The sequence below is a fragment of the Tsukamurella sp. 8F genome, assembly GCF_029167375.1.
Classification (GTDB): domain Bacteria; phylum Actinomycetota; class Actinomycetes; order Mycobacteriales; family Mycobacteriaceae; genus Tsukamurella.
Genome location: NZ_JARFTP010000008.1, coordinates 131,933 through 156,585, shown reverse-complemented (window position 1 = coordinate 156,585; position 24,653 = coordinate 131,933). Strand labels below are relative to the sequence as shown.

General features: G+C 69.3%; 24 protein-coding genes. 14 read left to right on the top strand and 10 right to left on the bottom strand.

Going from position 1 to position 24,653, the window contains the following annotated elements; translation table 11 throughout:
- Window positions 1-11 precede the first annotated feature (11 nt).
- From P0W64_RS08925 to P0W64_RS08905, 5 genes are read left to right on the top strand one after another with little or no spacing between them, the layout of a single operon-like run.
- A complete protein-coding gene (locus tag P0W64_RS08925; RefSeq protein WP_275479732.1) occupies window positions 12-1,316 on the top strand; it encodes an aromatic ring-hydroxylating dioxygenase subunit alpha in 1,305 nt (434 codons plus the stop codon).
- Window positions 1,313-1,804: an aromatic-ring-hydroxylating dioxygenase subunit beta gene (locus P0W64_RS08920; RefSeq protein WP_275479731.1), complete on the top strand. Its 492-nt coding sequence runs from the start codon at window positions 1,313-1,315 to the stop codon at window positions 1,802-1,804. Before P0W64_RS08925 ends, P0W64_RS08920 begins: the two co-directional genes overlap by 4 nt.
- Complete coding sequence (locus P0W64_RS08915) at window positions 1,801-2,541, top strand: SDR family NAD(P)-dependent oxidoreductase (RefSeq protein ID WP_275479730.1); 741 nt, start codon at window positions 1,801-1,803, stop codon at window positions 2,539-2,541. The genes P0W64_RS08920 and P0W64_RS08915 overlap by 4 nt, the downstream gene beginning before the upstream one ends.
- Before the next feature lie 25 nt (window positions 2,542-2,566).
- Window positions 2,567-3,526, top strand: coding sequence for a PDR/VanB family oxidoreductase (locus tag P0W64_RS08910; RefSeq protein WP_275479729.1), 960 nt, complete (start codon window positions 2,567-2,569; stop codon window positions 3,524-3,526).
- A gap of 27 nt (window positions 3,527-3,553) precedes the next feature.
- Entirely contained in the window at window positions 3,554-4,927 is a 1,374-nt protein-coding gene (locus P0W64_RS08905) for an MFS transporter (protein WP_275479728.1), read from the top strand.
- Between the two features lie 96 nt (window positions 4,928-5,023).
- Here the strand turns inward: P0W64_RS08905 and P0W64_RS08900 are convergent, their stop codons facing one another.
- From P0W64_RS08900 to P0W64_RS08890, 3 genes are read right to left on the bottom strand one after another with little or no spacing between them, the layout of a single operon-like run.
- Window positions 5,024-5,695 carry a response regulator gene (locus P0W64_RS08900; protein WP_275479727.1) on the bottom strand — a complete coding sequence of 224 codons (672 nt, stop codon included), beginning with the start codon at window positions 5,693-5,695 and terminating at the stop codon, window positions 5,024-5,026.
- Window positions 5,692-5,994: a hypothetical protein gene (locus tag P0W64_RS08895; protein WP_275479726.1), complete on the bottom strand. Its 303-nt coding sequence runs from the start codon at window positions 5,992-5,994 to the stop codon at window positions 5,692-5,694. Before P0W64_RS08895 ends, P0W64_RS08900 begins: the two co-directional genes overlap by 4 nt.
- 32 nt (window positions 5,995-6,026) lie before the next feature.
- Window positions 6,027-7,340: an amidase gene (locus P0W64_RS08890; protein WP_275479725.1), complete on the bottom strand. Its 1,314-nt coding sequence runs from the start codon at window positions 7,338-7,340 to the stop codon at window positions 6,027-6,029.
- A gap of 123 nt (window positions 7,341-7,463) precedes the next feature.
- Between P0W64_RS08890 and P0W64_RS08885 the strand changes: the two genes are divergently transcribed.
- From P0W64_RS08885 to P0W64_RS08875, 3 genes are all read left to right on the top strand, one after another.
- The gene (locus tag P0W64_RS08885; protein WP_275479724.1) at window positions 7,464-8,666 is read left to right on the top strand and encodes a flavin reductase family protein; all 1,203 of its coding nucleotides are present in this window, start codon (window positions 7,464-7,466) and stop codon (window positions 8,664-8,666) included.
- Between the two features lie 101 nt (window positions 8,667-8,767).
- Window positions 8,768-9,349, top strand: a complete 582-nt coding sequence (locus P0W64_RS08880; protein WP_275479752.1) for a hypothetical protein — start codon at window positions 8,768-8,770, stop codon at window positions 9,347-9,349.
- A complete protein-coding gene (locus P0W64_RS08875; protein WP_275479723.1) occupies window positions 9,346-9,891 on the top strand; it encodes a hypothetical protein in 546 nt (181 codons plus the stop codon). Before P0W64_RS08880 ends, P0W64_RS08875 begins: the two co-directional genes overlap by 4 nt.
- Window positions 9,892-9,940: 49 nt before the next feature.
- Here the strand turns inward: P0W64_RS08875 and P0W64_RS08870 are convergent, their stop codons facing one another.
- On the bottom strand, window positions 9,941-10,984 hold the full coding sequence (locus P0W64_RS08870; protein WP_275479722.1) for a putative sulfate exporter family transporter: 1,044 nt from the start codon (window positions 10,982-10,984) through the stop codon (window positions 9,941-9,943).
- Window positions 10,985-11,054: 70 nt separating this feature from the next.
- Here P0W64_RS08870 and P0W64_RS08865 point away from each other — a divergent pair, with 70 nt between their 5' ends.
- Window positions 11,055-11,945, top strand: a complete 891-nt coding sequence (locus tag P0W64_RS08865; RefSeq protein ID WP_275479721.1) for a LysR family transcriptional regulator — start codon at window positions 11,055-11,057, stop codon at window positions 11,943-11,945.
- Between the two features lie 24 nt (window positions 11,946-11,969).
- Here P0W64_RS08865 and P0W64_RS08860 read toward each other — a convergent pair whose 3' ends face one another.
- From P0W64_RS08860 to P0W64_RS08840, 5 genes are read right to left on the bottom strand one after another with little or no spacing between them, the layout of a single operon-like run.
- Entirely contained in the window at window positions 11,970-12,767 is a 798-nt protein-coding gene (locus P0W64_RS08860) for an ABC transporter permease subunit (RefSeq protein ID WP_275479720.1), read from the bottom strand.
- Window positions 12,767-13,618, bottom strand: coding sequence for a 2-aminoethylphosphonate ABC transporter permease subunit (locus P0W64_RS08855; RefSeq protein WP_275479719.1), 852 nt, complete (start codon window positions 13,616-13,618; stop codon window positions 12,767-12,769). The genes P0W64_RS08860 and P0W64_RS08855 overlap by 1 nt, the downstream gene beginning before the upstream one ends.
- The gene (locus tag P0W64_RS08850) at window positions 13,619-14,803 is read right to left on the bottom strand and encodes an ABC transporter ATP-binding protein (protein WP_275479718.1); all 1,185 of its coding nucleotides are present in this window, start codon (window positions 14,801-14,803) and stop codon (window positions 13,619-13,621) included.
- Between the two features lie 2 nt (window positions 14,804-14,805).
- The gene (locus tag P0W64_RS08845) at window positions 14,806-15,840 is read right to left on the bottom strand and encodes a 2-aminoethylphosphonate ABC transporter substrate-binding protein (protein WP_275479717.1); all 1,035 of its coding nucleotides are present in this window, start codon (window positions 15,838-15,840) and stop codon (window positions 14,806-14,808) included.
- 51 nt (window positions 15,841-15,891) lie between these two features.
- Entirely contained in the window at window positions 15,892-17,016 is a 1,125-nt protein-coding gene (locus P0W64_RS08840) for a TIGR03364 family FAD-dependent oxidoreductase (protein ID WP_275479716.1), read from the bottom strand.
- A 144-nt stretch (window positions 17,017-17,160) separates the two neighbouring features.
- Here P0W64_RS08840 and P0W64_RS08835 point away from each other — a divergent pair, with 144 nt between their 5' ends.
- Together P0W64_RS08835 and P0W64_RS08830 are read left to right on the top strand one after the other, a co-directional pair.
- Window positions 17,161-17,901, top strand: a complete 741-nt coding sequence (locus P0W64_RS08835) for a GntR family transcriptional regulator (protein ID WP_275479715.1) — start codon at window positions 17,161-17,163, stop codon at window positions 17,899-17,901.
- On the top strand, window positions 17,898-18,584 hold the full coding sequence (locus P0W64_RS08830; RefSeq protein WP_275479714.1) for a phosphonatase-like hydrolase: 687 nt from the start codon (window positions 17,898-17,900) through the stop codon (window positions 18,582-18,584). The genes P0W64_RS08835 and P0W64_RS08830 overlap by 4 nt, the downstream gene beginning before the upstream one ends.
- On the opposite strand, the gene P0W64_RS08825 is transcribed toward P0W64_RS08830, so the two are convergent.
- Window positions 18,581-19,273 (bottom strand): TVP38/TMEM64 family protein, encoded by a 693-nt coding sequence (locus P0W64_RS08825; RefSeq protein ID WP_275479713.1) that lies wholly within the window; start codon window positions 19,271-19,273, stop codon window positions 18,581-18,583. The two genes, P0W64_RS08830 and P0W64_RS08825, sit on opposite strands and share 4 nt — an antisense overlap.
- A 97-nt stretch (window positions 19,274-19,370) precedes the next feature.
- On the opposite strand from P0W64_RS08825, the gene P0W64_RS08820 reads away from it, so the two are divergent.
- Genes P0W64_RS08820 through meaB form a run of 3 tightly spaced genes read left to right on the top strand, consistent with a single transcriptional unit; the run spans window position 19,371 to window position 24,439 of the window.
- Complete coding sequence (locus tag P0W64_RS08820; protein WP_275479712.1) at window positions 19,371-21,167, top strand: methylmalonyl-CoA mutase family protein; 1,797 nt, start codon at window positions 19,371-19,373, stop codon at window positions 21,165-21,167.
- Window positions 21,168-23,420 carry a methylmalonyl-CoA mutase gene (gene scpA / locus P0W64_RS08815; RefSeq protein ID WP_275479711.1) on the top strand — a complete coding sequence of 751 codons (2,253 nt, stop codon included), beginning with the start codon at window positions 21,168-21,170 and terminating at the stop codon, window positions 23,418-23,420.
- Window positions 23,420-24,439: a methylmalonyl Co-A mutase-associated GTPase MeaB gene (meaB, locus tag P0W64_RS08810; protein ID WP_275479710.1), complete on the top strand. Its 1,020-nt coding sequence runs from the start codon at window positions 23,420-23,422 to the stop codon at window positions 24,437-24,439. The genes scpA and meaB overlap by 1 nt, the downstream gene beginning before the upstream one ends.
- Window positions 24,440-24,653 lie beyond the last annotated feature (214 nt).

Genomic DNA, 24,653 nt, shown 5'->3' with positions numbered 1-24,653 from the left:
GAGACCGAGATATGACAAGCACCGAAGAGCGGCAGGACTACGCCCGACTGGTGGAGAGCGACCGCGTCGCCGGCCGCCTCTACACGGATCCCGAGATCTTCGCCGAGGAGATGAAGAAGATCTTCTACCGGACGTGGGTGTGGGTCGCGCACGAGAGCGAGATCCCCCAGGCCGGGTCCTTCAAGACGACGCAGGTCGGCGATCAGCCGGTCATCGTCACGCGGGACCGAAAAGGCGACTTCAACACTCTGCTCAACCGCTGCAGGCACCGCGGCGCGACGGTATGCGACCAGCGCAGCGGCAAGGCCAACGGCTTCACGTGCCCGTACCACAACTGGTCGTATGCGCTCGACGGACGCCTGCGCGGCATCCCGTATCCGGACGGCTACGAGGGCATCGTCGAGAAGGCGGACTATCCGCTGCAGACGTTGCGCACCGAGAGCTACCTCGGGATGATCTTCGCGACCTTCGACCAGGACATCGAGTCCCTCGAGGACTACCTGGGCGACGCCAAGGTCTGGATGGACCGCTTCCTCAAGCAGAGCAACGGATTCCCGACCAAAGTGCTGGGGGCCCACAAACTCCGGTTCAAGGGCAACTGGAAGATCCAGCTGGAGAACACCACTGACGGTTACCACTTCCCGATGGTGCACAAGTCGTGGATGGTGTCGGTCGACGCGGAGACCGCGAACATGATGTCGTTCATGGACGATCCGGCCGCGGTGACCCACGCTCTCGGCAACGGGCACAGCGTCGCCATAATGGCAGCCGCACACGCCGACCTCGATGTCGACGACGGCGACGAGGAGATCCAGCCCCGCTTCCAGCATCTCGTGGACGAGTTGCAGGCCGCGGGGGAGAGCCCGGAGCGAATCCGCCGCTATATGCGATCGATGCATGGCAGCGGCTTCAACCTCAACATGTTCCCCAACATCGCGATGTCGTCGTCGTTCTTCCGTGTCCTGGTGCCGATCTCGGTCGACGAGACCGAGGTGTGGCACATCGCGATCGGAATGGACGGCGGTCCCGAGTCCATCAACCGGGAGCGCCTGCGGATCCACGAGCACTTCCAGGGGCCGTTCGGCTTCGGCAGCCCCGACGACGCCGAGGGCTGGGATCGGGTGCAGCTCGGCGCGACCGGCAACCCGAAGATGCCGATCCTGGTGAACCGTGGAGAGGCACGCGAGGTGCCGAGCCCTGAGGGCTGGCCCACGTCGCACGTCACGGACGAGACCGGCATGCGCGAGTCGTACGCGATGTGGAAGCGGATGATGGAGCGTCCGCTTGCGGCGGCCGAGGGAGACGAGAACCGATGAGCGATCTGACGTTCACCGACCCGCGCGTCCTGCGCGCGATCGAGCTGATCTGGCACGAGGCGCGGCTGCTGGACATCAAGGACTACCCCGCGTGGGAACAGCTGTACACGGATGACGGGCTGTACGTGATCCCCATCGATCCCGATACCGAGGACTTCGAGTCCTCCCTCAACATGGTGTACGACGATAAGCGGATGCGTAACCTGCGGGTGCAGCGTATGACGCAGGGCTACGCGCCGTCGGCCGTCGCCGCAGCACGCACCGTCCGCATCGTGTCCCGGTTCACCGTCGACTCCGTCGACGACACCCGGGTAGTGGTGCGCTCCGCGCAGATAATCAACGCGTTCAAGCGCAACGAGTTCGTCACGCTCGGCGGCGAGCTGGTGCACACGATCACCTTGGCCGACAGCGGAGACCGTATCTCCCGCAAGGTGGTCCGCCTCATCGACAGCGAGGACGCGGTGCGCGCCTCGGGGTACCTGTTGTGAGCGGCGTGGCGGTGGTCACCGGCGCGGCCGGCGGGATGGGTGAAGCGATCGCTCGGCGCCTGCACGCCGACGGCCGGCGCGTGCTCCTGACCGACATCGACGCGCATGCGGCCGGGGCCATCGCCTCGGACCTCTCGCGAGACGGCGCCTCGGCCCGCGGCCTACGCCTCGACGTGGGGAGCCGCTCCGACTTCGAGGCGGCTCTCGATGCATGCGAGAACGACTGGGGCACACCGACGATACTGGTCAACAACGCTGCGGTCACGCAGGCGGCCGACCTCATGACTCTCGCCGCAGACGACTTCAATCGCGTGCTGACCACCAACGTCGACAGCATCTTCTTCGGATGCCAGGTGTTCGGCGCGGCGATGGCCGCCGCCGGGTTCGGCCGGATCGTCAACATGGCGTCGCTCGCGGGCCAGAACGGCGGCACCGCCACAGGCGGGCACTACGCCGCATCGAAGGGGGCGATCCTCACCACCACCAAGGTGTTCGCGCGTGAGCTCGCGGGCCGCGGGGTCACTGTCAACGCGATCTCGCCCGGTCCGCACGACCTGCCGATCGTGCACCGAACCGTGCCCGCCGACAAGCTCGCGGCGGTGACGGCGTCGATCCCGGTCGGGCGGCTCGGCAGTGCGTCCTTCGTGGCCGACATGGTCGGTCTCCTCGCCAGCGACGACGCGTTCTTCGTGACGGGCGCCTGCTGGGACGTCAACGGCGGCCTGTACGTCCGCTAGCCCACCCCTCTCAGGAGTCACAGCCATGTCCGATACGGACCTCATCGATGTGACGGTCGCCGAGATCGTCCAGGAGACGCCGACCGTCAAGTCCTTCCGGCTGGTGCGCGCGGACGGCGAGCCGATCGGTAGTTACACGCCGGGCGCGCACATCGACGTCGTCGGGCCCACCGCCGTGACGCGCCAATACTCCTTGTGCGGCACGCCTGACGCCGATGACGCCTACATCGTGGCCGTGAAGCGTGAGGACCTGTCACGCGGCGGTTCTTCCGCTCTGCACGAGTTGGCGGTCGGCGACACGCTCCGGATCAGCCGTCCGCGGAACGTGCTCGGCATCGACCGTGCCGCGGCGCACCACGTGTTGGTCGCGGCGGGCATAGGCATCACCCCGATGCTCAGCATGGCGCGTTACATGGATGTACACGGTATCTCGTTCGAGCTGCACTACTTCGCGCGCAGCGCCGAGGAGGCCGCATTCCTCCCGCTCATGCAGGAGCGTTGCCCGACGAAGTTGCATGCGCACCTTGGTATCCCGCGCGCCGAGCACGATGAGGTGCTGGGCGGGCTGCTGACGGACCTGCCAGCCGGGTCCCACGTGTACACGTGCGGACCGGACGGATTCATGGACACCGTGGTGGCGGTCGCGGGCCGGTCGCTGCCCGAGGAGGCGATCCACCTCGAACGGTTCCACGCGACCGAGCAGCCGGACGCGTCCGAGAACACGGCGTTCGAGGTGGAACTCGAAGGCGAGGTCTACCAGGTGCCGGCAGACCGCAGCATCGTGGACGTGCTCCAGGAGAACGGCTGCGACGTCGACACCTCCTGCCAGGAGGGCATCTGCGGCACCTGCATCATGTCGGTCCTGTCCGGTACCCCCGAGCACCGCGACAACGTGCTGACCGCCTCCGAGAAGGCGGCCAACGAGACCATGGCGGTCTGCGTGTCTCGCACCCGCGACGCGCGGTTGGTCCTCGACTACTACTGATCCTTTCATCTACCCGGAGGTGGCCCAATGGCCGACCACGAATCCCAGGCCGCCGAACGCACTGGGCTCGGACGCCTCGCGTTCGCCAGCGGCGTCGGAACCTCGCTCGAATTCTATGATTTCGCCATCTACGGCACCGCGACCGCGCTGGTGTTCACCGACACTTTCTTCCACACCGAGAACGCGTGGTTCGGCACGTTCATGGGCCTGGCCACCTTCGGCATCGGTTTCCTGATGGCGCCGATCGGCGCGGTGCTGTTCGGCTGGGTCGGTGACACCTACGGCCGCCGTCGCGCCCTTCAGCTGACGTTCGTGTCGATGGGCGCGGCGACGATGCTCATCGGATTCCTCCCGACGTACGCCCAGATCGGCGTCGCCGCACCGGTGTTGCTCGTGCTGTTGCGGCTTGTGCACGGGCTGAGTCGCGGCGGAGAGACCGGGGGCGCCGCCGTGCTTGCGATCGAACACGCGCCGGACTCGCAGCGCGCACGCTACGGCGTGTTCACCGCACTGGGCTCGCCGGTCGGCAGCATCCTCGCGAACGGCGTCTTCGCCCTGATCCTGCTGCTGCCGGCGGCGGCGGTCCAGGATTGGGCTTGGCGCATCCCGTTCCTGATCGGCGGATTCGTTCTGGTGCTTGGGATCTGGATTCGCAAGGGGGTCCACGAGAGCCCCGTGTTCAAGCGCATGCAGGTCGAGCGCGAGGGCGAGGACGAGGGCGAGGCCCGTCGGATTCCGGCCCTCGAGGTACTCGAGACGCACTGGCGACGCGTGCTGCTGGCGGCCGGTGTGAACGTCGGGCTCAACTCGAGCACATTCGTGCTGGCGATCTTCATGCTCTCCTACGCGACGGCGAAGGCGCCGGACGGTCTCGCGCTGCCGCGTACCGACATCGTCTGGGCGAGTATCGCCGGGCTCGGCCTCCACGCGATCGCGAACTTCGTCGCGGCGGTGGTGTCCGACCGCATCGGTCGCCGCCCCGTGATGATGGCGGGCGCCGTCGCGTCGCTCGCGTCGGCGCTGGTGATCTTCCGCCTGGCCGAGCTGGGCTCGGTCTTCTCGGTCGCCGTGGCGATCTGCGTCGGATTCGCCGCCACGGGAGTGCTCTTCGGCCCGATGTACACGTATTTCACCGAGCTCTTTCCGCGCGACGTGCGTCAGACGGGCATGGGCATCGCCTACCACGTGGGCGCAGTCCTGGGCGGTGGCATCGCGCCGATGGTCGCCAATCGCATCATCGCCGGCACCGGACACGCGTCGAACATCGGCTACTACCTGGCGGGTGTGCTGGTGATCAGTGTGGTGTGCCTCGCGCTGCTGCCGGAGACCGCACCGGCGCGTGTGGCGCGGCGGGAGGGTGAGGGCGAGGGCGAGGTCGCCGGGATCGTCGCCGGCGGCTGACCGGCACCGCAGGGCCGCGGCCGGCGGGTAGCTCCTTCCAGCGAGCTACCCGCCGGCCGTGACGGTGATGCGGTCCGATGCGATGCGGTCGGAGGATCAGTGTCTGTCGACGGGCACGTCGACCTGGTAGCGCAGCACGTCCCGGACCAGCGTCGAGATGCTGTCGGCGTCCGTCTTCGCCTTGATCCGCGCGCGGTGCACGTCGACCGTCTTCACGCTCATACCCAGGCGGCGGGCGATGTTCTGGCTGGGGAGGCCCTCGACCACCAGGCTGAGTATCTCCCGTTCCCGCGGCGTCAGACCGTAGATCTTGCGCTGCACCGACGTTCGCGTCGCGTAGTCCGAGAAACGCTCGACGGCATGAAGCATCGAGGACTGCACCGCGTCGAGCAGCCGCTGCGGATCGTAGGGTTTCTCGAGGAAATCCATCGCGCCGGCCTGGAGGGCGGACACCGACATCCGGATGTCGCCGTGCGCCGAGACGAAGATGATCGCGACGTGCGGCGCGATCTCGTTCAGTCTCTCCTGCAGGCGCAACCCGCTGACCTTGGGCATGCGCACGTCCAGCACGATGCACGCGGGGCTGCGCCCGTCGTATGCGTCCAGGAACTCGTCGGCGCTGTTGCACAGCACCGGGTGGATGTCGATCGAGCCCAGCAGGAAGTCGACGGACTCGCAGAGGCCGGGGTCGTCGTCGACCACGTACACCGTGGCCTCCTGCGTGGGCCCGGCTCCGTCCGGCTCGGAGCCCCTTACGGCGCGGCTCATCCTGCCTCCGGCCACTCCGCTTCGGCGGTCCAGTAGTCCTGGCCCACCACGGACAGGTGATGCTCCCAGGGGGTCGTGCGGCGCAGCTGCGGTTCCTCGCGGGTGACCGATGCGTCGGCCGCCTCCGGGCCGTCGGCCTCGACGGTCCAGTGCACCCAGTTGACCTCGCGGCCGACGTCGTCGTGGACGAACAGGTCCACGTGATGCCATCCGTAGTCGAACGTGTCGCGGTAGCAGGTGAGGAACATGCGGGCCTGGACCACCGGCCGGGGCGGCAGCGGGCGGTGCGAATCGGGCATGACGACTCCTAACGTGGGCTGGGAAGATTCTCCTATAGATCGATCGGCGGCACGGCCCGTAGCAGGGGTTCGAGTGCCTCCGCGAGTGAGAACACGGCGCCCTCCGCGCCCGGCATGCCGACCACCTGGATGCCGAGGGGCAGCCCGGCACGGGTGCGGGCGCCGGGAACCGTCACGACCGGGAGTCCGAGTAGCTGCCAGGGGCGGCTCAGCACGGGCGACCCGGTGGCGCTCAGACCGGACGGTGCCGGGCCCAGCGCGGCGGGGCCGACGACGACGGAGTCGTTGCCGAGCCCGTCGGAGACGAAGTCGCGCGAGCGGTCACGGCGTACCAGGGCCGCGCTGTAGTCGTCGTCGTCGATGGCCGTTCCGGAGGTCAGCAGGTCGTGTAGCTGCGTGCTGAGCCGGTCGCCGTGCTCGTTCAGTTCGGTGGCACGCGACCGTGCGGCCTCGTAGGACATGACGACCACCTGATCATCGGTGAGTGTGCGGATGTGATCGTCGCGGTCGAGCGGCGCGCTCCGCACACCGAGGGCGGCGAGTAGGCCGGGAAGGTGTGCCACCAGCCCTTCCATCGCCGGGGCGACGGCGTCCAACCCGCTACCGGCCCACACGAGTGCGCGGGCACAGGTACCGGAGGACGTGCGGCCCAGCAGAGCGTCGAACACGACGCGCAGGTCGGCGACCGTGCGAGTGAGCAGTCCCAGTGAGTCCAGCGAATGACTCAGGCCCGTCACGCCCGCGAGGTCGACGTCGCCATGCGCCACGACCATCCCGGCGGCGCCGCAGAACGAGGCCGGGCGGGTGAGCGATCCGGCGGTCTGGGTGCCGAGGGCCAGGGGCACGGTGCCGGCCCCGACGGCCGCGGCCGAGCCGCTCGACGAGCCGCCCGGCGTGTGCGCGAGTGCATGCGGGTTGCGGGTGGGGCCGGGTGCGAAGTATCCGAACTCGGTGGTGACGGTCTTGCCCTGCACGACGGCGCCGAGCTCGCGCAGCCGGGCGATGACAGGGGCGTCGGCGGCTGCGGGTGCGGCCGGGGTGATCGCCGAGCCCGCGCGCGTGGGCAGACCCGCGACGTCTATCAGGTCCTTGACGCCGATCGACACGCCGGCGAGGGGGAGGTCTGCGCCGGCGTCGATCCGGGCGTCGACGAGCGCGGCGTCCGCTTCCAGGGTCTCGGACAGCATCACCCAGGCACGCAGGTCGTCTTCGCGCGCATGGATCGCCCTCCGCGTCCGTACGGCCAGGTCCTCGGCGGTGACAGCGCCACCGCGTACTGCGGCGACCTGCTCGAGTATCGACGCGGTTACGGCGGGGCTGACCGCCGGCGGCTGCTCGGAGTTCACCCATCCATTGTGGCGTCGCGCACACGGTCGGGACAGTAAGGGAATCCTGCCTACCGGTTGAAGGAGTTCCCGTCCTAGCTTTCGAACCATCACCACCCGCAGCCACGAGTGAAAGGCCCCGTGATGGCCGAGAACCCGACCCCGGACGCTACCGCCGTCGATCCAGCCCTGTTCCGAGAGGTCATGGGGCACTATCCGACCGGGGTCGCAGTCGTCACCGGACGCACGACCGACGGGACACTGTTGGCGCTGGTGGTCGGCACGTTCTCGTCGGTGTCGCTGGACCCCCCTCTGGTGTCGTTCATGCCGATGCGGTCTTCGCGGACCTTCGCACGGCTTCGCGAGTGCGAGTCGCTGTGTATCAACATCTTGGGCGGTGACCAGGAGGACCTCGTGTGCACGATCGCCCGGCGGAGCTCGGACAAGTTCGAGGGAGTGGACTGGTTTCCCTCTCGCGCAGGCGATCCCGTTCTCGATGCGTCGGTGGCCTGGGTGGATACGGCGATAGACCGGATCGTCGACGCCGGGGACCACTGGATCGTTCTATGCGCCGTCCGGGATCTGGAGATCATCAACCCCGTGTCGCCGCTCATCTTCTTCCAGGGTGGATACGGCACGTTCGTCGGGACGTCGTTGCTGGCGCGCATGGATCACGCGATGGCGCCCGTGGTGGAGCGTGTCGCCGGCCTACGTGGTGCCGTCGAGGCGATGGCGCGTGAGATCGGCTGCGAGGCCACAGTGTTCACGACGGTCGGACCCGATGAGATGGCCGCGGTGCTGTCCGTGGCGGCGCCGGGAAACGACGCCGTGACGTCGCTCGCTCGGCGGATCCCGTTGGTGCCACCACTCGGTGACTCCGTCTACTTCGACCGCAGTGCGGCAGAGCAGGAACACTGGCTGGCGCGGCTGGGCCGTGCTCCCGGCGATCTGGTGGAGAGGTACCGTGCGCGTCTCGAGTTCCTCGGCATGCACGGCTATGTGCTCGCTTTCATGCCGAACGGCTCGCGGGACGGATACGCGGGTATCGCACGCGCCACGCGGGAATACGACGCGGGTAACGTCACGCCCGCGCAGGAGCGGAGTATCCGCGAGTCGATCATGTCGGCAGGTATCGACTACGTGGCCAGGGAACTGCCCGCGTCGGGCACGGTCGACCTCGCGTCGATCGTCGTGCCCATGCGGGATGCCGAAGGCGCCCACACTCTCACGCTGAGGCTCTCGCGCCTCCCCGCCGGCGCGGATGTGCGGGTCGCTCGCGGCTGGATCGATCGGGCGATCGAGGTCGGCGCTTCGGTCGGTCCCGTCGGTGACGGCCGGTGGCGGTGAACTCCCGACCCTTCGTCGGTCGCAAGGTTGAATCCTGGCTACCGACTACAACAAGGTCTAGAGATTGACATGCAGCTAGGAAAGCTGTGAAACTTGACGATATGTTCGTCATGACCATTGATCAGCGTGGCAGCCGGCAGGACACGGACCGTGTCGACTGGGCGATCAGCCGGCTCGAACGCCTGTCCTGGGTGCGCCGTCCCGAGCGGACCGCCGGCGACGAACTGCAGGCGGTCGCAGGGGAGTCCGCCGTGGTGGTCGATGCCGTCCTGGACCTCATCGCCGACGGCCACTGGAGTGTCGGCATCGGCACGGGTCCGGTCGACGAGCCCCTTCCGAGATCGACGCGAGCGGGCCGCGGGCGGGCGTTCGAGGCGGCACGCGACGCGGTCGAGGCCGCGAAGTCGGCCCCTGTTCCCGTGCAGGTCAGAGGGACATCGCCGGCCGCAGCGGGACGCGCCGAGGCGATGTTGTCGGTGCTGGGTCTTATCGTTGCGCGCAGGACAGCACAGGGCAGGGAGGTGGTCGCGCTCATGGACGAGGGGATCACGCAGTCCGTGGCCGCGGAACGCCTCGGTATCAGCAGGCAGGCAGTGTCCCAGCGGCTGGCGGCGGCGGGCTATACGGTCGAGCGCCCCGCACGGGACGTCGCCGCCTATCTGCTGCGCGAGGCGGATTCGTGATCGCGGCAGCGCTGGTGTTGCTCGCGATCACTGCGGTCGTCGGTGCCGCGACGCTCGTTCCGCCCGGTGCGGCCGGTGTGCCGCGGGCCGTCGCAGGCGCGCTGGCGTCGAGTGGCGCGCTGGCTGCGACCGCAGTGGTCGCGCTGGGCGCCACCGAGGCGCACGGCGTCACCGCCGCGGTCGCGCGTGTGCTGGCGGTACTCGCGGCCATGGTAGGCGGGAGCTCGTGCGTCACAGCGGTGTTCGCGGCGGCCGGCGTGCGCGGGGGCGGCCCGCCCGATCGCGAATCGGATCCAGACGAGGACACGGCGGGCGCCCTGCGCGGCGGGTTGGCGATCGGCATCCTGGAGCGCGCGGCGATCGCGGTCTGCGTCCTTACCGGCTTCGTGGCCGGACTGGCCGTCGTGGTCGCGGCGAAGGGCCTGGCGCGCTACCCGGAGCTGCGCAGCCCGACGACGTCGGAGCAGTTCATACTCGGCACGTTCGTCTCAGTGTTGTGGGCGGCGGCGTGCGCAGGTGTGGGCGTCGCACTCGTCACCTGACACCAGCGCTAGACGCGTGCCTGCCGATCTGCGGCGCGCGGATCCGGTGCTAATGCAGCCCCAGGAAGGCGGCCTGCAGGCCCAGGCTGAATGTGGAGACCACGAGCCAGAGCGCACCCCCGAGCAGGAGCGGCCGCACTCCCGCGCGGCGTAGCGCACCGAGATCGGTGGAGAGGCCGATCGCGCTCAGGGCCCACGTGATGAGCAGCATCGCCGCGGTGGCGAGCGCAGACCGCAGCGCGCCCGGAAGGGGGCACACACTGTTCACCGTGGCCAGCGCGAGGAACCCGAGCAGGAACCACGGCACCATTGCCCAGACCGCTGGCCGCGCGTCGCCATCGCCCCTTCCGCGCTGCCGCAACACGAGGGCGAGACCCAGAGTCACCGGGATGATCATCAGGGCTCGCGTCAGCTTGACGACGACTGCGGTATCGGTCGCCTGCCGGCCGTAGGTGGCCGCGGCGGCCACGACCGACGATGTGTCGTTGACGGCCGTGCCCGCGAAGACCCCGAACGCATGCTGACTCAGTCCCAGGAGGTGTCCGAGTGGCGGAAAGGTCACGACCGCAACGATGTTCAGGAGGAATACGGTCGTCAGCGCGTACGCGACTCGTGAAGCCGACGGGCGCAGCACGGGGACCGTGGCGGCGATGGCCGTCGCCCCGCAGATCGCAGTGCCCACCCCGATGAGGGTGCGGAGATCCCCGTCGACGCCGAGCGCGCGGCCCAGAACGTACGCGCCCACGAGGCAGGCCGCCAACGTCCCGAGCATCACCGGCATGGTCTGTGCGCCCGTGTGCAGAACCTGCACCGCAGACACCTGCGCGCCCAACAGAACGACGGCGGCCTGCAGGACCGTCGACCCCGTGGCCCGCAGACCGGCTGCGTAGCGGCGAGCACGCGCCCTGGGCCACGCCGTGGACACCGCCGCGCCCAGCAGGACGGCGGCCACGGGGGCACCCAGCATCGGCTCCAGATGCCCGGCCACAGTGGCGAGGGCGGCCACCACAAGCGCGAGGCACGCTCCTGGCGCCAGTACCCGTACTCGACGACGCCCACGCGACGTTGCAGAGCGGGCAGCGATCTCGATCATGCATCGAGGCTCCCGTGTGAGGCCGGGATGCGGAACCCGCAGGATCGCTATATGGGCATAGGGTGAAGCTATGTCGGACGTATCGATCGAGTCACTGCGGCTGCTCGTGTGCGTTGCCGACCTGGGGTCCATCTCGGCTGCGGCCCGGGCGATCGGTATTGCACAGCCCAGTGCCAGTGCGCGGCTGAGGCACCTGGAACGAACCCTGCGGCTGGACCTACTCGATCGACGCACGCGCGGCGCCGAGCTCACCGACGCGGGACGTGCGGTGACCGAGTGGGCGCGCGCGGTCACATCCGCGATGGACGCCCTGGAGACCGGGGCCGCGGCGCTCCAGGGATCGCATCCGGTGCGTGTCGCCGCCAGCCAGACCATCGCCGAATACCTCGTACCGGCGTGGCTCGCCCAGCTGCGGCGGGAGACCGACGAGCCGGTGCATCTGCGGGTCGCCAACTCTGCAGGGGTGGTCGCAGCCGTCCGCGACCACAGTGCAGACCTGGGCTTCGTCGAGGGCCCGACGGCGCCGCGCGATCTGGTCTCCCGCACCATCCGTACCGACCGTCTGGCCCTTGTGGTCGCTCCGGGACATCGGCTCGCTCGGCGGCGGTCGCCGGTGACGGCCGCCGAGCTGGCGAGGCTCGAACTCGTGACGCGCGAGGAGGGGGCCGGCACCCGCGACGTCCTGGATGCCGCGCTCGCCAGGGCCGGCGAGACGCGGAATGCCGCGGCGACGAGCCTCGATTCGAACGCCGCGGTCAAGGTGATGGTCACCTCCGGCACGCATCCGGCAGTGCTCAGCGAGCTGGCCGTCGCCGCAGACCTACGGGACGGCCGGCTCGTCGAGGTGTCCACGGAGGGTATCGATCTCACCAGACGACTGCGGGCCGTGCGGCGTCGGGACGCGGCCCCGAGGAACGTGGTATCCACCCTCCTCGAGGTCGCGTCCGGCCGGCGGCGCTGAGTCACGCCGATGAAGGTATCGCCCCTACCGCTCTTGGCCGCGATGCCGCACCCGGCCGAGCAGGCCCAGGATCACGACGGTGACCAGCACCAGGAACAGGGTGTTCGCGGCCGCGCCGAAGATGTCGCCGCGATCCGATTGCGTGAAGACGGTCACCGGCAGCGTCCGCCACGACGCCGGGTAGACCATGATCGTTGCGCCCAGCTCGCCCATACACATAGCCACCGATAGTCCCGCCGCTGCAGCGATGGCCGGCAGCAGAAGCGGCAAGCGCACCGTCAGGAACAGGCGTACCGCCGATGCGCCGAGCGCACCGCCGACCTTCAGCAGCGTCGGATCCTGCTGAGACGCCGCCGCGGCCACCATCGAGTAGGCGAATGCGAAGACCAGCACGGCCTGGACCAGTATCACGATGGCCGGAGTTCCGTTGAGTACGAGCGGCGGTGCAGAGAAGGCGATGAGCACCCCGAGCCCGACGACCACGGACGGGACGGCCACCGGCAGGTGGAAGAACGTGTCCACCGGCCCCTGCAGGCGCGCGGGCAGAGCCTGAACGGCCAGCGCGGCCCACGTGCCGATCGCCACTGCCAGGGCGGACGCGATCACCGCCGTCTGCACCGACACCGAGACGCTCTGTGCGTTCTCGGCCGTGAACACCTGGGCGACATGGCTTCCCGTCAGCCCGGACGGTAGTGCCGACGTCCACGACGACGCGAAGGCGGTGATCACGGTGACCAGGATCGGCGTGACCACCAGGCCGAGTGCCACGACCGCGAAGCCGAACCACACCACGAACCGCGTGAATCGGTTGTGTACCAGCATTATTCGCGCTCCCGTCGCAGCAGCGTTCGGTATCCGAGGTACACGGCGAGCGAGACCGCGAGTTGCACCGTCGCAAGCACCGCCGCGGTCGCGAAGTCGAGGCCGACCATCGACCTCGTGTAGATCAGCATCGGAAGCGTGATCACGTCCTTGGCGCCGGTGAACAGTACGATCCCGAACTCGTTGAGCGTCAATAGGAATGTGAGCGACGCCGACGAGGCCAGGGCCGGTGTCGCGGCGGGCAGGATCACTCGGCGCACTATCGTGAGTGGCCCCGCACCGAGGGACCCGGCCACGTCGATCTGTACGGAGGGGAAGGCCGTGAACGCCGCCAGCACGGGCCGCACCACGAACGGTGCGTAGAACGCCGTCTCGGCGAGCACCACGCCCCACAGTGAGGTGGTGAACGAGCCGGCGCCGATCACCGATCCCACCACGCCCACTGGTCCGAGAAGCACGCCGAGAGCGAGCGGGATGAGGAACGACGGGAACGACACCACCGATTCGATCAGCCGCACCGCCAGCGGGGCGCCGGGAAAGGGCACGAAGGCAAGCACCAGAGCGAGGAGGGTTCCCGTCACGACGCAGCCGAGCGTCGACAACGTCGCGACCTCCACCGTCGTCCACAACGCCCGCAGCACCGCGGCGTCCGTGAGCGTCGCCCACCAGGTCGCGAACCCGGCCGGGCGCTCCGCCTTGTCCTGAAACGTGCGGACCACCACGTGCGCGAGCGGATAGACCACCAGCGCGGCGATCACGACGACCGGCGGAAGGACCCAGAGCCATGCCGCGTTCCGGGGCGAACGCGCAGCAGGGTGGCCTGCCGTGGGCGGGGTGGCGACGGCGATCATCTACGCCACCGCCCCGGCGGACGCCTCCGCGGGTACGACCATCACCTCGGTCGGGTCCACCTCCAGCCACAGCCGCTCGGCGCGCAACGGGGGGCCGGTGAGTACTGGTACGTCGACTCCGAGCCTCTGACCTGTGCCGGTCGCCTCGACCGTCACGTGCCGGGTGGCCCCGCGCCACTGCTCGTTCTCGACGACGACCTCGATGCCGTTGGCGGGCCGAGTACGGGTGAACCGCCACGCCCACGGGCGAACCGCGAAACACACCGCGTCCGCGGCGGACACTCCGTCGTGTGCCGCAGCCTGCAGGACGGTGTCGCCGTAGCGACCGGCCACCGCCGCGCCGTGCCCGCCACCGGACTCGAGCCGCACCGGGAGGATGTCGGCTCCGCCCAGGAACGAGGCCGTGAACTCGCTCGGCGGTCGCGAGAACAGGCGCTCGGCGGCGCCGATCGTCTCGAGGCGCGCGTTGCGCATGATGGCGATCCGATCGGCCAGGGCGAGCGCCTCCGACTGATCGTGTGTCACATAGACCATCGCAACGTCCGGAAGCTCGCGCCGCAGTCGCTGCAGCTCGGCGAGCATGTCCCTACGCATCGCCGCATCGAGCGCGGACAGGGGCTCGTCCAGCAGGATCACGCCGGGCCGGGTGGCCAGCGCGCGTGCGATCGCGATGCGCTGCTGCTGTCCGCCCGACAGTTGCTTGGGCAGGCGATCGGCGTAGTCGAGCATTCCGACCATACGCAGTACCTCGTCGACCCGGGCACGGATCTCGGCCTTGTCTGCGCGGCGCGCCTTCAGGCCGAAGCCGACGTTCGAGCGCACCGACATGTGCGGAAACAGGGCGTACGACTGCACGACGATGCCGATGCCGCGCCGCGCGGGCGAGGCGTGCGTGACGTCACGCCCGTCGATCGTGACGCGGCCGGCAGAGACCGGTTCGAATCCCGCGATCGCCTTGAGTGCTGTGGACTTCCCGGACCCGGACGGGCCGAGCAGAGCCACGGTCTCACCGCGCGCGACCGCGAATGAGCAGTCCCGCAGCGCGAGCGTTTCACCGTAGCGGACCTCGACGTGCTCCAGTGTCACCGCTTCCTGTCGGCGTACGGTGCGGTCCACCGCGTCGTCGGGCAGCCCCGGGGGAACGCGAACCTCGTCCGCCACGGTGCGAGGGCTGTCGTCCGTCATGATCACTGCCCCGTCGCCGTGTTGTAGGACTTGACGAGCGCATCGATCCCGCCGCGGATGGCGTTCCAGTCCGGATACCAGATATCCACTCCCGCAAGGGCTGTGGTGAACGCCGTGGTCTCGGGACCGGACGGGGCGACGTCGGTGCGCACCGGGGCGCCCCACGCACCGGACGGAACCGTCTGCTGAACCTCCTTGGACAGCAGGAACTCGATCAGCTTGCGCCCGTTCGCGGAGTGCGGTGCCTTCGCCGTCAGTCCCATGTAGTACGGGAGCGCGAGCGTCGTGCGCTTCCCGTCGTGAGTGGGGTAGAAGACCTGGTACGCGCTCTTGTCCTTCGCGATCGATGCGAGCGCCATCTGCAGGTCGGAGTTGGCCACCGAGAGCTCACCCTTGCTGACCTTGGGGCCGAGCTTGCCGGTTGACGACGACGGGCCGACGTTGTTGGCCTGCAGGGCTTTCAGGTAGTCCAGCCCCTGCTGGTCGCCGAGTACGTGCTGTACCAGCAGGAGCATCGCGGTTCCGTCGCCGGCCTGGCCGGGAGTCGAGTACTGGATCTTCTGCTTGTACGCGGCGCTCGTGAGATCGGTCCACGCGTCGGGCTTCGGGTCCAGCCCGTTGTGACGGATCATGGCGAAGTAGTTGTTCACCACCGCGACGTACTTGCCAGACGGGTCGGCGAGTTCGGGGGTGATCGCCGAGACGTCCGCGCCGGAGGGTGCGAGCGCGCCGTCGGCGTCGGCCTGCTGGATGAACGGCGGCAGAGTGACCAGCACGTCCGCCTGGGGGTTGGACTGCTCCTTCTGGATACGCGAGACGACCTCACCCGAGCCGCCCTCGACATAGCTGACCTTGACGCCCGTCCTTGCGGTGAAGTCTTTGAACTCCTTGGCGTACCAGTCGCCGAGCCCGTCGGCGCTGTAGACGGTGACGGTGTCGGAGGAGGCGGCCCCGCCTCCGGTGCCGCCACAGGCAGCGATGGTGGTGAGGGCGACCGCGGAGAGCACTGCGGCCGAAGAGCGGAACAGTGTGCGCATGGAGATTCCTTCTGCGTGAGAGGGGATTCTGCGTGAGAGGGGGATGACGGTCTACAGCGCCCGCGCGGCGAGCCCGAACGCGATTGTCATGCCGACCCCGGAGGTGACGATTCGCACGCTGAGGTGGTCGTCGAGGTCGGCGGCGAGGTAGGGCGCTCGGTTACTGGTGGCATACACGCCCTGCCAGCGCTGGCGGAAACGAAGGGAGTCGACGCCTAGGACGCGACCGATCTCCCCGGCGATGGTGTCCGTGGTGTCCTCATCGAGGAACGGATCCACGGTGTGCTCGCTGCGGTGCGAGTCTCCGACGAGCAGCCTCCCGTCCGGTCGTTGGGTGAACATGACGTTGGCATCGATCGTCGACAACTCGGGGTGGTCCGCCTCCAAGCGCGTGCGCAGATCCGCGGCGGCTGCGGTCTCGGCGAATGCGTCGTACCGCAGCAGCGACGTCCCCGTGAGGACGGCCGGGGCGATCGTGCGGCCGCCCGGGGCGTCGACGAGGCCCATCTGCAGTGCGCAGCGGCGGACGTCGTGCTGCTCGGCCAGCGCCGGGTAGAGGTGGTCCAGGTCGTGGCCCGTGCACACGATGATGCGGTCGGCCCGGATCCGGCCCCGCGTCGTCTCGGCGTGCGTTCCGTCGGTACCGAGGTACGCGGTGCGGAAGTGCACGGAGGCGTTCGGCTGCGTGGCGAGCCATCGCGCCAGGTCGTCGACCGTGGTGCGCGGGTCGACCCGTAGGTCGGCCCTCAAGTGGGCGCCGCCGACGACGTCCTCGCCGCAACCGCCCAGGGCCGCGCGGACCTGTGCGGCGGTGAGCAACTCGAGAGCCCCTGGGCGCCGGCTCCGCAGTTCGTCGAGCACCGCCTGCTCCTGCGGACTGCGTGCGACCGCGATACCGCCCGACTGCAGGGCTGAGATCCCCGCGCGCTCGGTGACCGCGAGCCAGCGCTCTCGGGAGACCGCGGCCAGCTCGGCGAGGTCGCCTGTCTGCCCCGTCACGCACACGTGGCCGAAGTTGCGGATCGAGGCGCCGACCGGCCGCGTGTCGCGCTCGACCACGGAGACCCGGTACCCCGCGTCGAGGGCCGCCACGGCATGTGCGAGTCCGACGATGCCCGCCCCCACGACGAGGACATCGCAGCTGCGGGGGAGTTCTGTGGTCTGCGCTGTGCTCACAACAGGAACCCTCGCTCGAGCCGGCATCCACGGCAAGTGATGTATATACAAGTTGTGCGAACTTATTCATGCTGTGGGAATTCGTTAATCCACCGTTCACGTCGCCTATCGAGCGGGACGTGTTCCTACTTGTATAGTCAAGATGTGTCCACCCCTCTGCATCAGCGTCTGGCCTCGGAGTTCCGCACCCGTATCGCGTCTGGGAGATGGCCCGAGGGCGAGTCCGCGCCGAGCGAGGCGACGCTGTGTGAGGAGTTCGGCACCTCGCGCGGACCCGTGCGACAGGCGCTCGCCACGCTGCGGGCGGAGGGGCTGATCGCGGGCGGGCGCGGGCGACAGCCGCTGGTGCGGCGCGGCAGCGGGGCGACCGCGGCCTCGGCGCTGGGCTCGCTGACCGCGTGGGCGCAGAGCGTCGGCCGCGACGTCGGCCAGCGGACGGTGGAACAGTCCCGGCACGCCGCGGGCGTGGAACTCGCCGAGCGGCTCCAGGTCGATGAGGGCGACCCGGTCGTGACCATCCGCCGTGTGCGGCTCCTCGACGGTGACCCGGCTCTGATCGAGGAGATGCACTTCGTCTGGAGTCTCGGGCGCCGGCTGATGGAGTGGGACCCCGACTCGGGCTCCATCAACGCGTTCCTGCTCGATGGCGGGGCGGACCTGTTCGCCTCGACCCACACCTTGGACGCCGTCGCGGCCACGGACTCGGACTCCGAACTGCTGAGCGTGCCACCCGGATCCCCGCTGCTCCGGGTACGGCGGGTGACCACCGACTCTGCGGGCGACGTCGTCGAATGCGCCGAGGACCGCTACGTCCCGGGGTACATCACCATCACGGTCGAGAACAGACTGCTCGCGGCCACTCGATCCAGGAGGAAAGCGTCATGATCTCGCTCGTCGCGCTCGATATCGCCGGAACGACCGTCGACGACGGCGGTTCGGTCTACGACGCGCTCCGCGAATGCGTCGAAGAGACCGGGGCTTCTGTCGCCCCCGTTGATCTGCAGACGTGGATGGGAGCCGACAAGGTCGAGGCCATCACGCACCTACTCCGCATCGGCGGCGTCGAATCCGAGAGCGCGGTGGTCGCCTCGTGCTTCGCGCGCTTCCGCGATCTCGTGAAGGAGCGCTATGCCGCCGCCCCGCCGGTCCCGGTCGGCGGGGCCGTCGAAGCGATGGTCGAGCTGCGCCGGCGGGGTGTGAAGGTGGCGCTGACGACGGGCTTCTCGGCCGATGTGGCCGGGCCGCTGCTCGAGGCGCTCGGCTGGTCCGTCGGGTCCGCGCCCGATGACACGGTCGATGCCGTCGTGACCACCGACGATGTCGCTGCCGGCCGCCCCGCGCCGTACATGATCTTCCACGCTATGGAGGCGACCGGCGTACAAGACGTGCGGGAGGTACTCGCCGCGGGCGACACCGTCGTCGATATCCGCGCCGGCCGTGCGTCGGGCGGTCTCTCCGTCGGTGTCCTCACCGGCAAGGCCGATCGCGCGACGCTCGAGGCCGAGGACCACGACTACGTCCTCGATGCCGTCGCCGACATCCCGGCGCTCGCGGAGATCCCGCGCTAGCGTCCTGTGTCGACCGGACGGCGGACGTCCACGACGAGGCCCACGATGCCGAGGGCGAAGAGAGCTGCGCTGATCGAGAGCAGCCACGGGTCCGAGTGCCCGCTGAGCGCGTCGCCGAGTAGCACGACGGCAGCTGTGCCCGGCGCCATACCGATGATCGTGGCCAGCAGGTAGGGCACGAATCGCACGGGGGAGAGGGCCGACACGTAGTTGAGGATCGAGAACGGCATCGCGGCGATCAGTCGCAGGGACCCGACGGCGAGCCACCCACGAGCCCGCAGGCGGGCTGCGATCGGGATGTACAGCCGGTGCTCTCGGATCCGATGCAGGACGGCCGCCTCGTGCCGCTCGTCGATGTGTCGGACACCCAGGAAGGCGACGGCGGCGGCGGCCGTAGACGCGCCCAGACAGATTGCGAACCCGAGCACGGGACCGAACAGGAACCCTGCGGCGGCCGTGAACGCCGTACGGGGTATCGGCAACAGCACGACCGCGAAGTGGACGAGCAGGAACAACAGAGGAAACCAAGGCCCGACCGAGTCGGCCCACTGCCGCACCGTCACCGCCGCGGGTAGGGGGACGAGCATGCCCAGCCCCACCAGAGCCACCACCGCGAGGACGGCGAGAGCGGTCCGCACGACCGACCTACGGCGCCCGGTCTTCTCGCCCGCGCTCAGCTCTGTACCCACGTGGGTCGACGCTATCCGATGGGTTAGCGTGTAGGCCATATCACGTGGATGTCCAAGTGATCGGTGTGTAGACCGAACAGATCTCGAGGAGCGTGCGGTGGCGGTGGATCGCGAGAGCCTGCCCGAACGGTATGAAGACTGGCGCGAGTCGGTCGGGGCGGTTCTGGCCAAGTCCCGCGGTGGGGATGCACCGGATGATCCGGTGGGGACGCTGACTGCGCGCACGGAGGACGGCATCGCCGTCTCGCCGCTGTACACCGCGCTCGACGAGGTCCCGGAGGCGCCGCTGCCCGGCACCTTCCCCTTCCGACGCGGGACGGACGCTCTCCGCGATGTACGGCAGGGCTGGAAGGTCACCGAGCGGTTCGCGCCCGACGAGGCGGAGGGCGTGATCGGCGCCCTCGAATCGGGCGCGTCCGCACTGTGGCTGAGCGGCGACCCGTCGGCGGCCCTGCGCGGTGTCCTACTCGATCTCGCGCCCGTTTGGCTCGGCGCGGGAGACGCCGCCGCGGACTCGGCGCGCGCCCTGTATGCCGCCCTCGACGGTGCAGAGCGCATCGACCCCGAAGGGGTGCACGTCAATCTCGGGGCAGCGCCGCTCACCAGCGCGGTGGTGGGTCGTTCCGACGTGGATCTCGATGAGGCCGTGGGGCTCGCGAAGGCCGCGGCCGAGCGCCCCGAGGACGTGCGCGCGATCGTCGTCGACGGCGCCGACCTGCACAACGCCGGCGCCACCGCGGCGCAGGAGCTCGGACTCGCCGCGGCGGCCGGCCTCGACTACCTGCGCGCCCTCGAGAAGGCAGGCTTGACGATACCGGAAGCGCTGTCGCAGTTGGCCTTCCGCTTCGGTGTCACCGACGACCAGTTCCTGGGTATCGCGAAGTTCCGCGCTTGGCGGACGGTATGGGCTCGCGTCGCCGGACGCCTCGGCCATCCCGCCGAGGGTGCGGCCCCCGTACACGCGGTGTTATCGCTCGCAGCGACCACGCAGCGCGACCCGTGGGTGAATATGCTGCGTGCGACCGTGGCCGCGTTCGGCGCGGGCGTCGGCGGCGCCGATTACGTGACCACGTTGCCCTTCGACTCTGCGCTGGCCGCCGGTGCGCCGGGCTATTCCGCGGCGTTCAGCCGGCGGATCGCCCGCAACACCCAACTGTTGCTGCTGGAGGAGTCGAACCTCGGCCGCGTCCTCGACCCGGGCGCCGGGTCATGGCATGTCGAGGCGCTCACCGACGATCTCGCGCGGGCTGCATGGCAGGTATTGCAGGACATCGAGGGTGCGGGCGGGCTCGCCGCCGCCTGCGCCGACGGCACGGTGTCCCGCCTGCTGTCGGAGGCGTCCGCGAAGCGGGACGACGCCGTGGCCCGCCGCAAGGTCGAGATCACAGGTGTCAACGAGTTCCCGAACCTGGCCGAGGCACCCGTCGCAGGTGGGCCGGCCGAGAACGGGGCCGTGATCCGGTCGTACGCCGCGCCGTTCGAGGCCCTACGCGCCCGCTCGGACATCTTCCTGGAGGAGCACGGTGTGCGCCCGCGCGTGTGGCTCGTGACGATCGGCACCGTCGCCCAGCACAACGGCCGGTCCACATTCGTCACCAACCTGCTGGGCTCGGGCGGCATCGAGGCTGTGGCGGACCGGGCCGAGGCCGCTACGGGCTCGGCACGCGTCGACGGTTCCCCCGGGGAGGTGGTCGCCGTTCTCGCGGGGTCCGACGCCGGATACGCGGAGGAAGGCGAGGCAGCCGCGGCGGCTGCACGGTCCGGTGGCGCCGACCGTGTGCTGCTCGCGGGCGCGGCCGGAACCCTGCCCGAGGGCAGCGTGGACGGCTGTCTGCACACGAAGATCGACGCGGTCGCCGAACTCGGCGACCTCCTGAACCGGTTGGGGGCGTAAGTGACCACCTCTGCGCAGGACTTCGAGGCCGGACGGATCGGGAGCTTCGCCGACGTTCCGTTCGACTCGGGCGATACCCCGGCCGGCCCGACGGGCCAGGAGACCGTCGAGCTGGTCGACGGCGCGGCCGCGGCCCACGGCTACGCAGCCGAGGACCTCGTGTGGAACACGCCCGAGGGCATCGCCGTCGCCCCCGTGTACACCCGAGCCGACCGCGACGCCGTCGCCGACGAGGGGTTCCCTGTCGACTCGCTGCCGGGCTCGGTGCCGTTCGTCCGCGGCCCTTACCCGACGATGTACGTGAACCAGCCCTGGACGATCCGCCAGTACGCGGGCTTCTCCACGGCTGCCGAGTCCAACGCGTTCTACCGCCGCAATCTGGCGGCGGGGCAGAAGGGTCTGTCGGTGGCCTTCGACCTGGCCACCCACCGGGGCTACGACTCCGACCACCCCCGCGTCGCGGGCGATGTCGGCATGGCGGGCGTAGCGATCGACTCGATCCTGGACATGAGGCAACTGTTCGACGGGATCGACCTGAGCGCGGTCTCGGTGTCGATGACGATGAACGGTGCGGTGCTGCCGATCCTCGCCCTGTACGTGGTCGCCGCCGAGGAGCAGGGGGTGCCGCCCGAGAAGCTGGCGGGCACCATCCAGAACGACATCCTCAAAGAGTTCATGGTGCGCAACACCTACATCTATCCGCCCGCGCCCTCGATGCGGGTCATATCGGACATCTTCGGCTACACGTCGCAGAAGATGCCGAAGTTCAACTCGATCTCGATCTCCGGTTACCACATCCAGGAGGCGGGTGCGACCGCCGATCTCGAGCTCGCGTACACGCTCGCCGACGGTGTCGAGTACATCAAGGCGGGCATCGATGCGGGGCTGGACGTCGACAGGTTCGCGCCCCGTCTGTCGTTCTTCTGGGGCATCGGGATGAACTTCTTCATGGAGGTGGCGAAGCTGCGTGCGGCGCGCCTGCTGTGGAGCGAGCTGGTGGCAGGATTCGATGCGAAGAATCCGAAATCCCTTTCGCTGCGCACACATTCGCAGACCTCCGGCTGGTCGCTCACCGCTCAGGACGTATTCAACAATGTGGCGCGTACCTGCGTAGAGGCCATGGCTGCGACGCAGGGACACACGCAGTCACTGCACACCAACGCCCTCGACGAGGCCATCGCGCTCCCGACGGACTTCTCCGCGCGCATCGCCCGCAACACGCAGCTGTTGTTGCAGCAGGAATCCGGCACCACCCGGCCGATCGACCCGTGGGGCGGCTCCTACTACGTCGAGACCCTGACGCACCAGCTGGCCGAGCGCGCCCGAGCCCATATCCGTGAGGTGGCCGACGCCGGCGGCATGGCGAAGGCCATCGCGGAAGGGATACCGAAGCTGCGAATCGAGGAGGCCGCGGCGCGCACCCAGGCGCGTATCGACTCGGGCCGGCAGCCGGTGATCGGTGTCAACAAGTACCAGGTGGCCGAGGACGCGGAGTTCGAGGTCCTCAAGGTGGACAACTCCAAGGTGCGTTCTGAGCAGCTGGCGAAGCTGGAACGCCTCCGGGCCGAGCGTGACGAGGCGGCCGTGCAGGCCGCGCTGGGCGAACTGTCGCGCGCCGCGGCGTCGTCTGCGGGCGGACTCGAGAACAACCTTCTCGCGCTGGCCATCGACGCGGCGCGCGCAAAGGCCACCGTCGGTGAGATATCCGACGCGCTGGAGAAGGTGTACGGACGGCACCAGGCCGAGATACGTACGCTGAGCGGCGTGTACAGGGACGAGGCGGGCGCCGGGGGCGCGATGGCGGCGGCCACCGAGCTGGTCGAGAAGTTCGCCGAGGCCGACGGCCGTCGGCCTCGCGTGCTCATCGCCAAGATGGGCCAGGACGGCCATGATCGCGGCCAGAAGGTGATCGCCACGGCCTTCGCGGACCTGGGCTTCGACGTGGACGTCGGCCCGCTGTTCTCCACACCCGAGGAGGTGGCACAGCAGGCCGCGGACAACGACGTGCACGTCGTGGGCGTCTCGTCTCTGGCGGCCGGGCACTTGACGCTGGTCCCCGCGCTCCGTGACGCCCTCGCGGCGGTCGACCGGCCGGACATCATGATCGTGGTCGGCGGCGTCATCCCGCCGGGCGACTTCGACGACCTCTATGCGGCCGGCGCATCGGCCATCTTCCCGCCCGGCACCGTCATAGCCGATGCGGCGGCGGACCTCGTGAAGGGGCTGGGCGAGCGGCTGGGGTACGAGCTGTAGTGGGCCGCCCCGGTAGGGCATCCGCGCGTCCCGCGCTGCCGTCGGCCGATGAGCTCGCCGACGGTGTGCGCGCGGACCAGCGTGCCGTCCTGGCCCGCGCCATCACACTCGTGGAGTCCAAGCGCCCCGACCACCACGCGCTCGCGCAGGAACTCCTGCTGTCCCTGACACCGCCGCCGGACGCGGGCGAGGCTATCCGCGTAGGCATCACCGGCGTGCCGGGAGTAGGCAAGTCGACGACGATCGAAGCGCTCGGAAATCATCTGATCTCGTTGGGCCACAAGGTCGCCGTACTCGCAGTCGACCCGTCTTCGACGCGGTCCGGCGGGTCGATCCTGGGTGACAAGACCCGCATGGGCACGCTGGCGACGAACCCGAGAGCGTACATCCGGCCGTCGCCCACATCCGGGACGCTGGGCGGCGTCGCGAAGGCCACCCGCGAGACGATAGTCCTCATGGAGGCGGCCGGATTCGATGTGGTCCTCGTCGAGACGGTCGGCGTGGGGCAGTCCGAGGTGGCGGTGGCGCATATGGTCGACACGTTCGCGTTCCTGACGCTGGCCCGTACCGGAGATCAGCTGCAGGGCATCAAGAAGGGCGTCCTCGAGCTCGCCGACGTCGTGGTGGTGAACAAGGCCGACGGCGACCACGTGGTGGACGCGCGCGTCGCCGCGCGCGAGTTGAACTCCGCCATGCGCCTGATCCATCCGCGCGATTCACTATGGCGCCCACCGGTTCTCACGATGAGCGCGATGGAGGGGACGGGTGTCGTCGAGTTCTGGGATGCTGTGGTGAAGCATCGGACCACCTTGCAGAACGCGGGGGAGTTCGCCCTGCGCCGACAGCGGCAGCAGGTCGAGTGGACCTGGTCGATGGTGCGTGACGAGGTGCTGTCGCGTGTGACGCACTCGGCGGGCGTGAGGGCGGTGCGGGACGAGATCGAGCACGACGTGCGGCACGGCGCCCTGACACCCGCGCTGGCGGCGCAGAAGCTGCTGGACGCCTTCGACGGAGCGTGACGGGTGTGACGTCCGTGATAGTTGCTCGCAATCAGTGATCGCCGTCCGCTATTGTGGACCGGTCCGGCACTGTTCATTCTTCGGTGCCGACCGCCTACGATTTCCACTCGCGCACCCGCCGACTGCGGGAGCGCGCCGCGATCTTGTTCGATCGCGCGGCCGCGTCATGTGCGGCACGGGGTAGTTCTCTGCGGCGGAACGGTCCGCGCCCACC

Bases quoted from the DNA above. Each gene is read 5' to 3' on its own strand.
- P0W64_RS08885 (WP_275479724.1), top strand. From the start codon at position 7,464: ATGGCCGAGAACCCGACCCCGGACGCTACCGCCGTCGATCCAGCCCTG.
- P0W64_RS08900 (WP_275479727.1), bottom strand. From the start codon at position 5,695: ATGAGCCGCGCCGTAAGGGGCTCCGAGCCGGACGGAGCCGGGCCCACG.
- P0W64_RS08870 (WP_275479722.1), bottom strand. From the start codon at position 10,984: ATGATCGAGATCGCTGCCCGCTCTGCAACGTCGCGTGGGCGTCGTCGA.
- P0W64_RS08850 (WP_275479718.1), bottom strand. From the start codon at position 14,803: ATGACGGACGACAGCCCTCGCACCGTGGCGGACGAGGTTCGCGTTCCC.
- P0W64_RS08865 (WP_275479721.1), top strand. From the start codon at position 11,055: ATGTCGGACGTATCGATCGAGTCACTGCGGCTGCTCGTGTGCGTTGCC.
- P0W64_RS08920 (WP_275479731.1), top strand. From the start codon at position 1,313: ATGAGCGATCTGACGTTCACCGACCCGCGCGTCCTGCGCGCGATCGAG.
- P0W64_RS08855 (WP_275479719.1), bottom strand. From the start codon at position 13,618: ATGATCGCCGTCGCCACCCCGCCCACGGCAGGCCACCCTGCTGCGCGT.
- P0W64_RS08830 (WP_275479714.1), top strand. From the start codon at position 17,898: ATGATCTCGCTCGTCGCGCTCGATATCGCCGGAACGACCGTCGACGAC.
- P0W64_RS08910 (WP_275479729.1), top strand. From the start codon at position 2,567: ATGTCCGATACGGACCTCATCGATGTGACGGTCGCCGAGATCGTCCAG.
- P0W64_RS08925 (WP_275479732.1), top strand. From the start codon at position 12: ATGACAAGCACCGAAGAGCGGCAGGACTACGCCCGACTGGTGGAGAGC.
- P0W64_RS08880 (WP_275479752.1), top strand. From the start codon at position 8,768: ATGTTCGTCATGACCATTGATCAGCGTGGCAGCCGGCAGGACACGGAC.
- P0W64_RS08895 (WP_275479726.1), bottom strand. From the start codon at position 5,994: ATGCCCGATTCGCACCGCCCGCTGCCGCCCCGGCCGGTGGTCCAGGCC.
- P0W64_RS08905 (WP_275479728.1), top strand. From the start codon at position 3,554: ATGGCCGACCACGAATCCCAGGCCGCCGAACGCACTGGGCTCGGACGC.
- P0W64_RS08860 (WP_275479720.1), bottom strand. From the start codon at position 12,767: ATGCTGGTACACAACCGATTCACGCGGTTCGTGGTGTGGTTCGGCTTC.
- P0W64_RS08845 (WP_275479717.1), bottom strand. From the start codon at position 15,840: ATGCGCACACTGTTCCGCTCTTCGGCCGCAGTGCTCTCCGCGGTCGCC.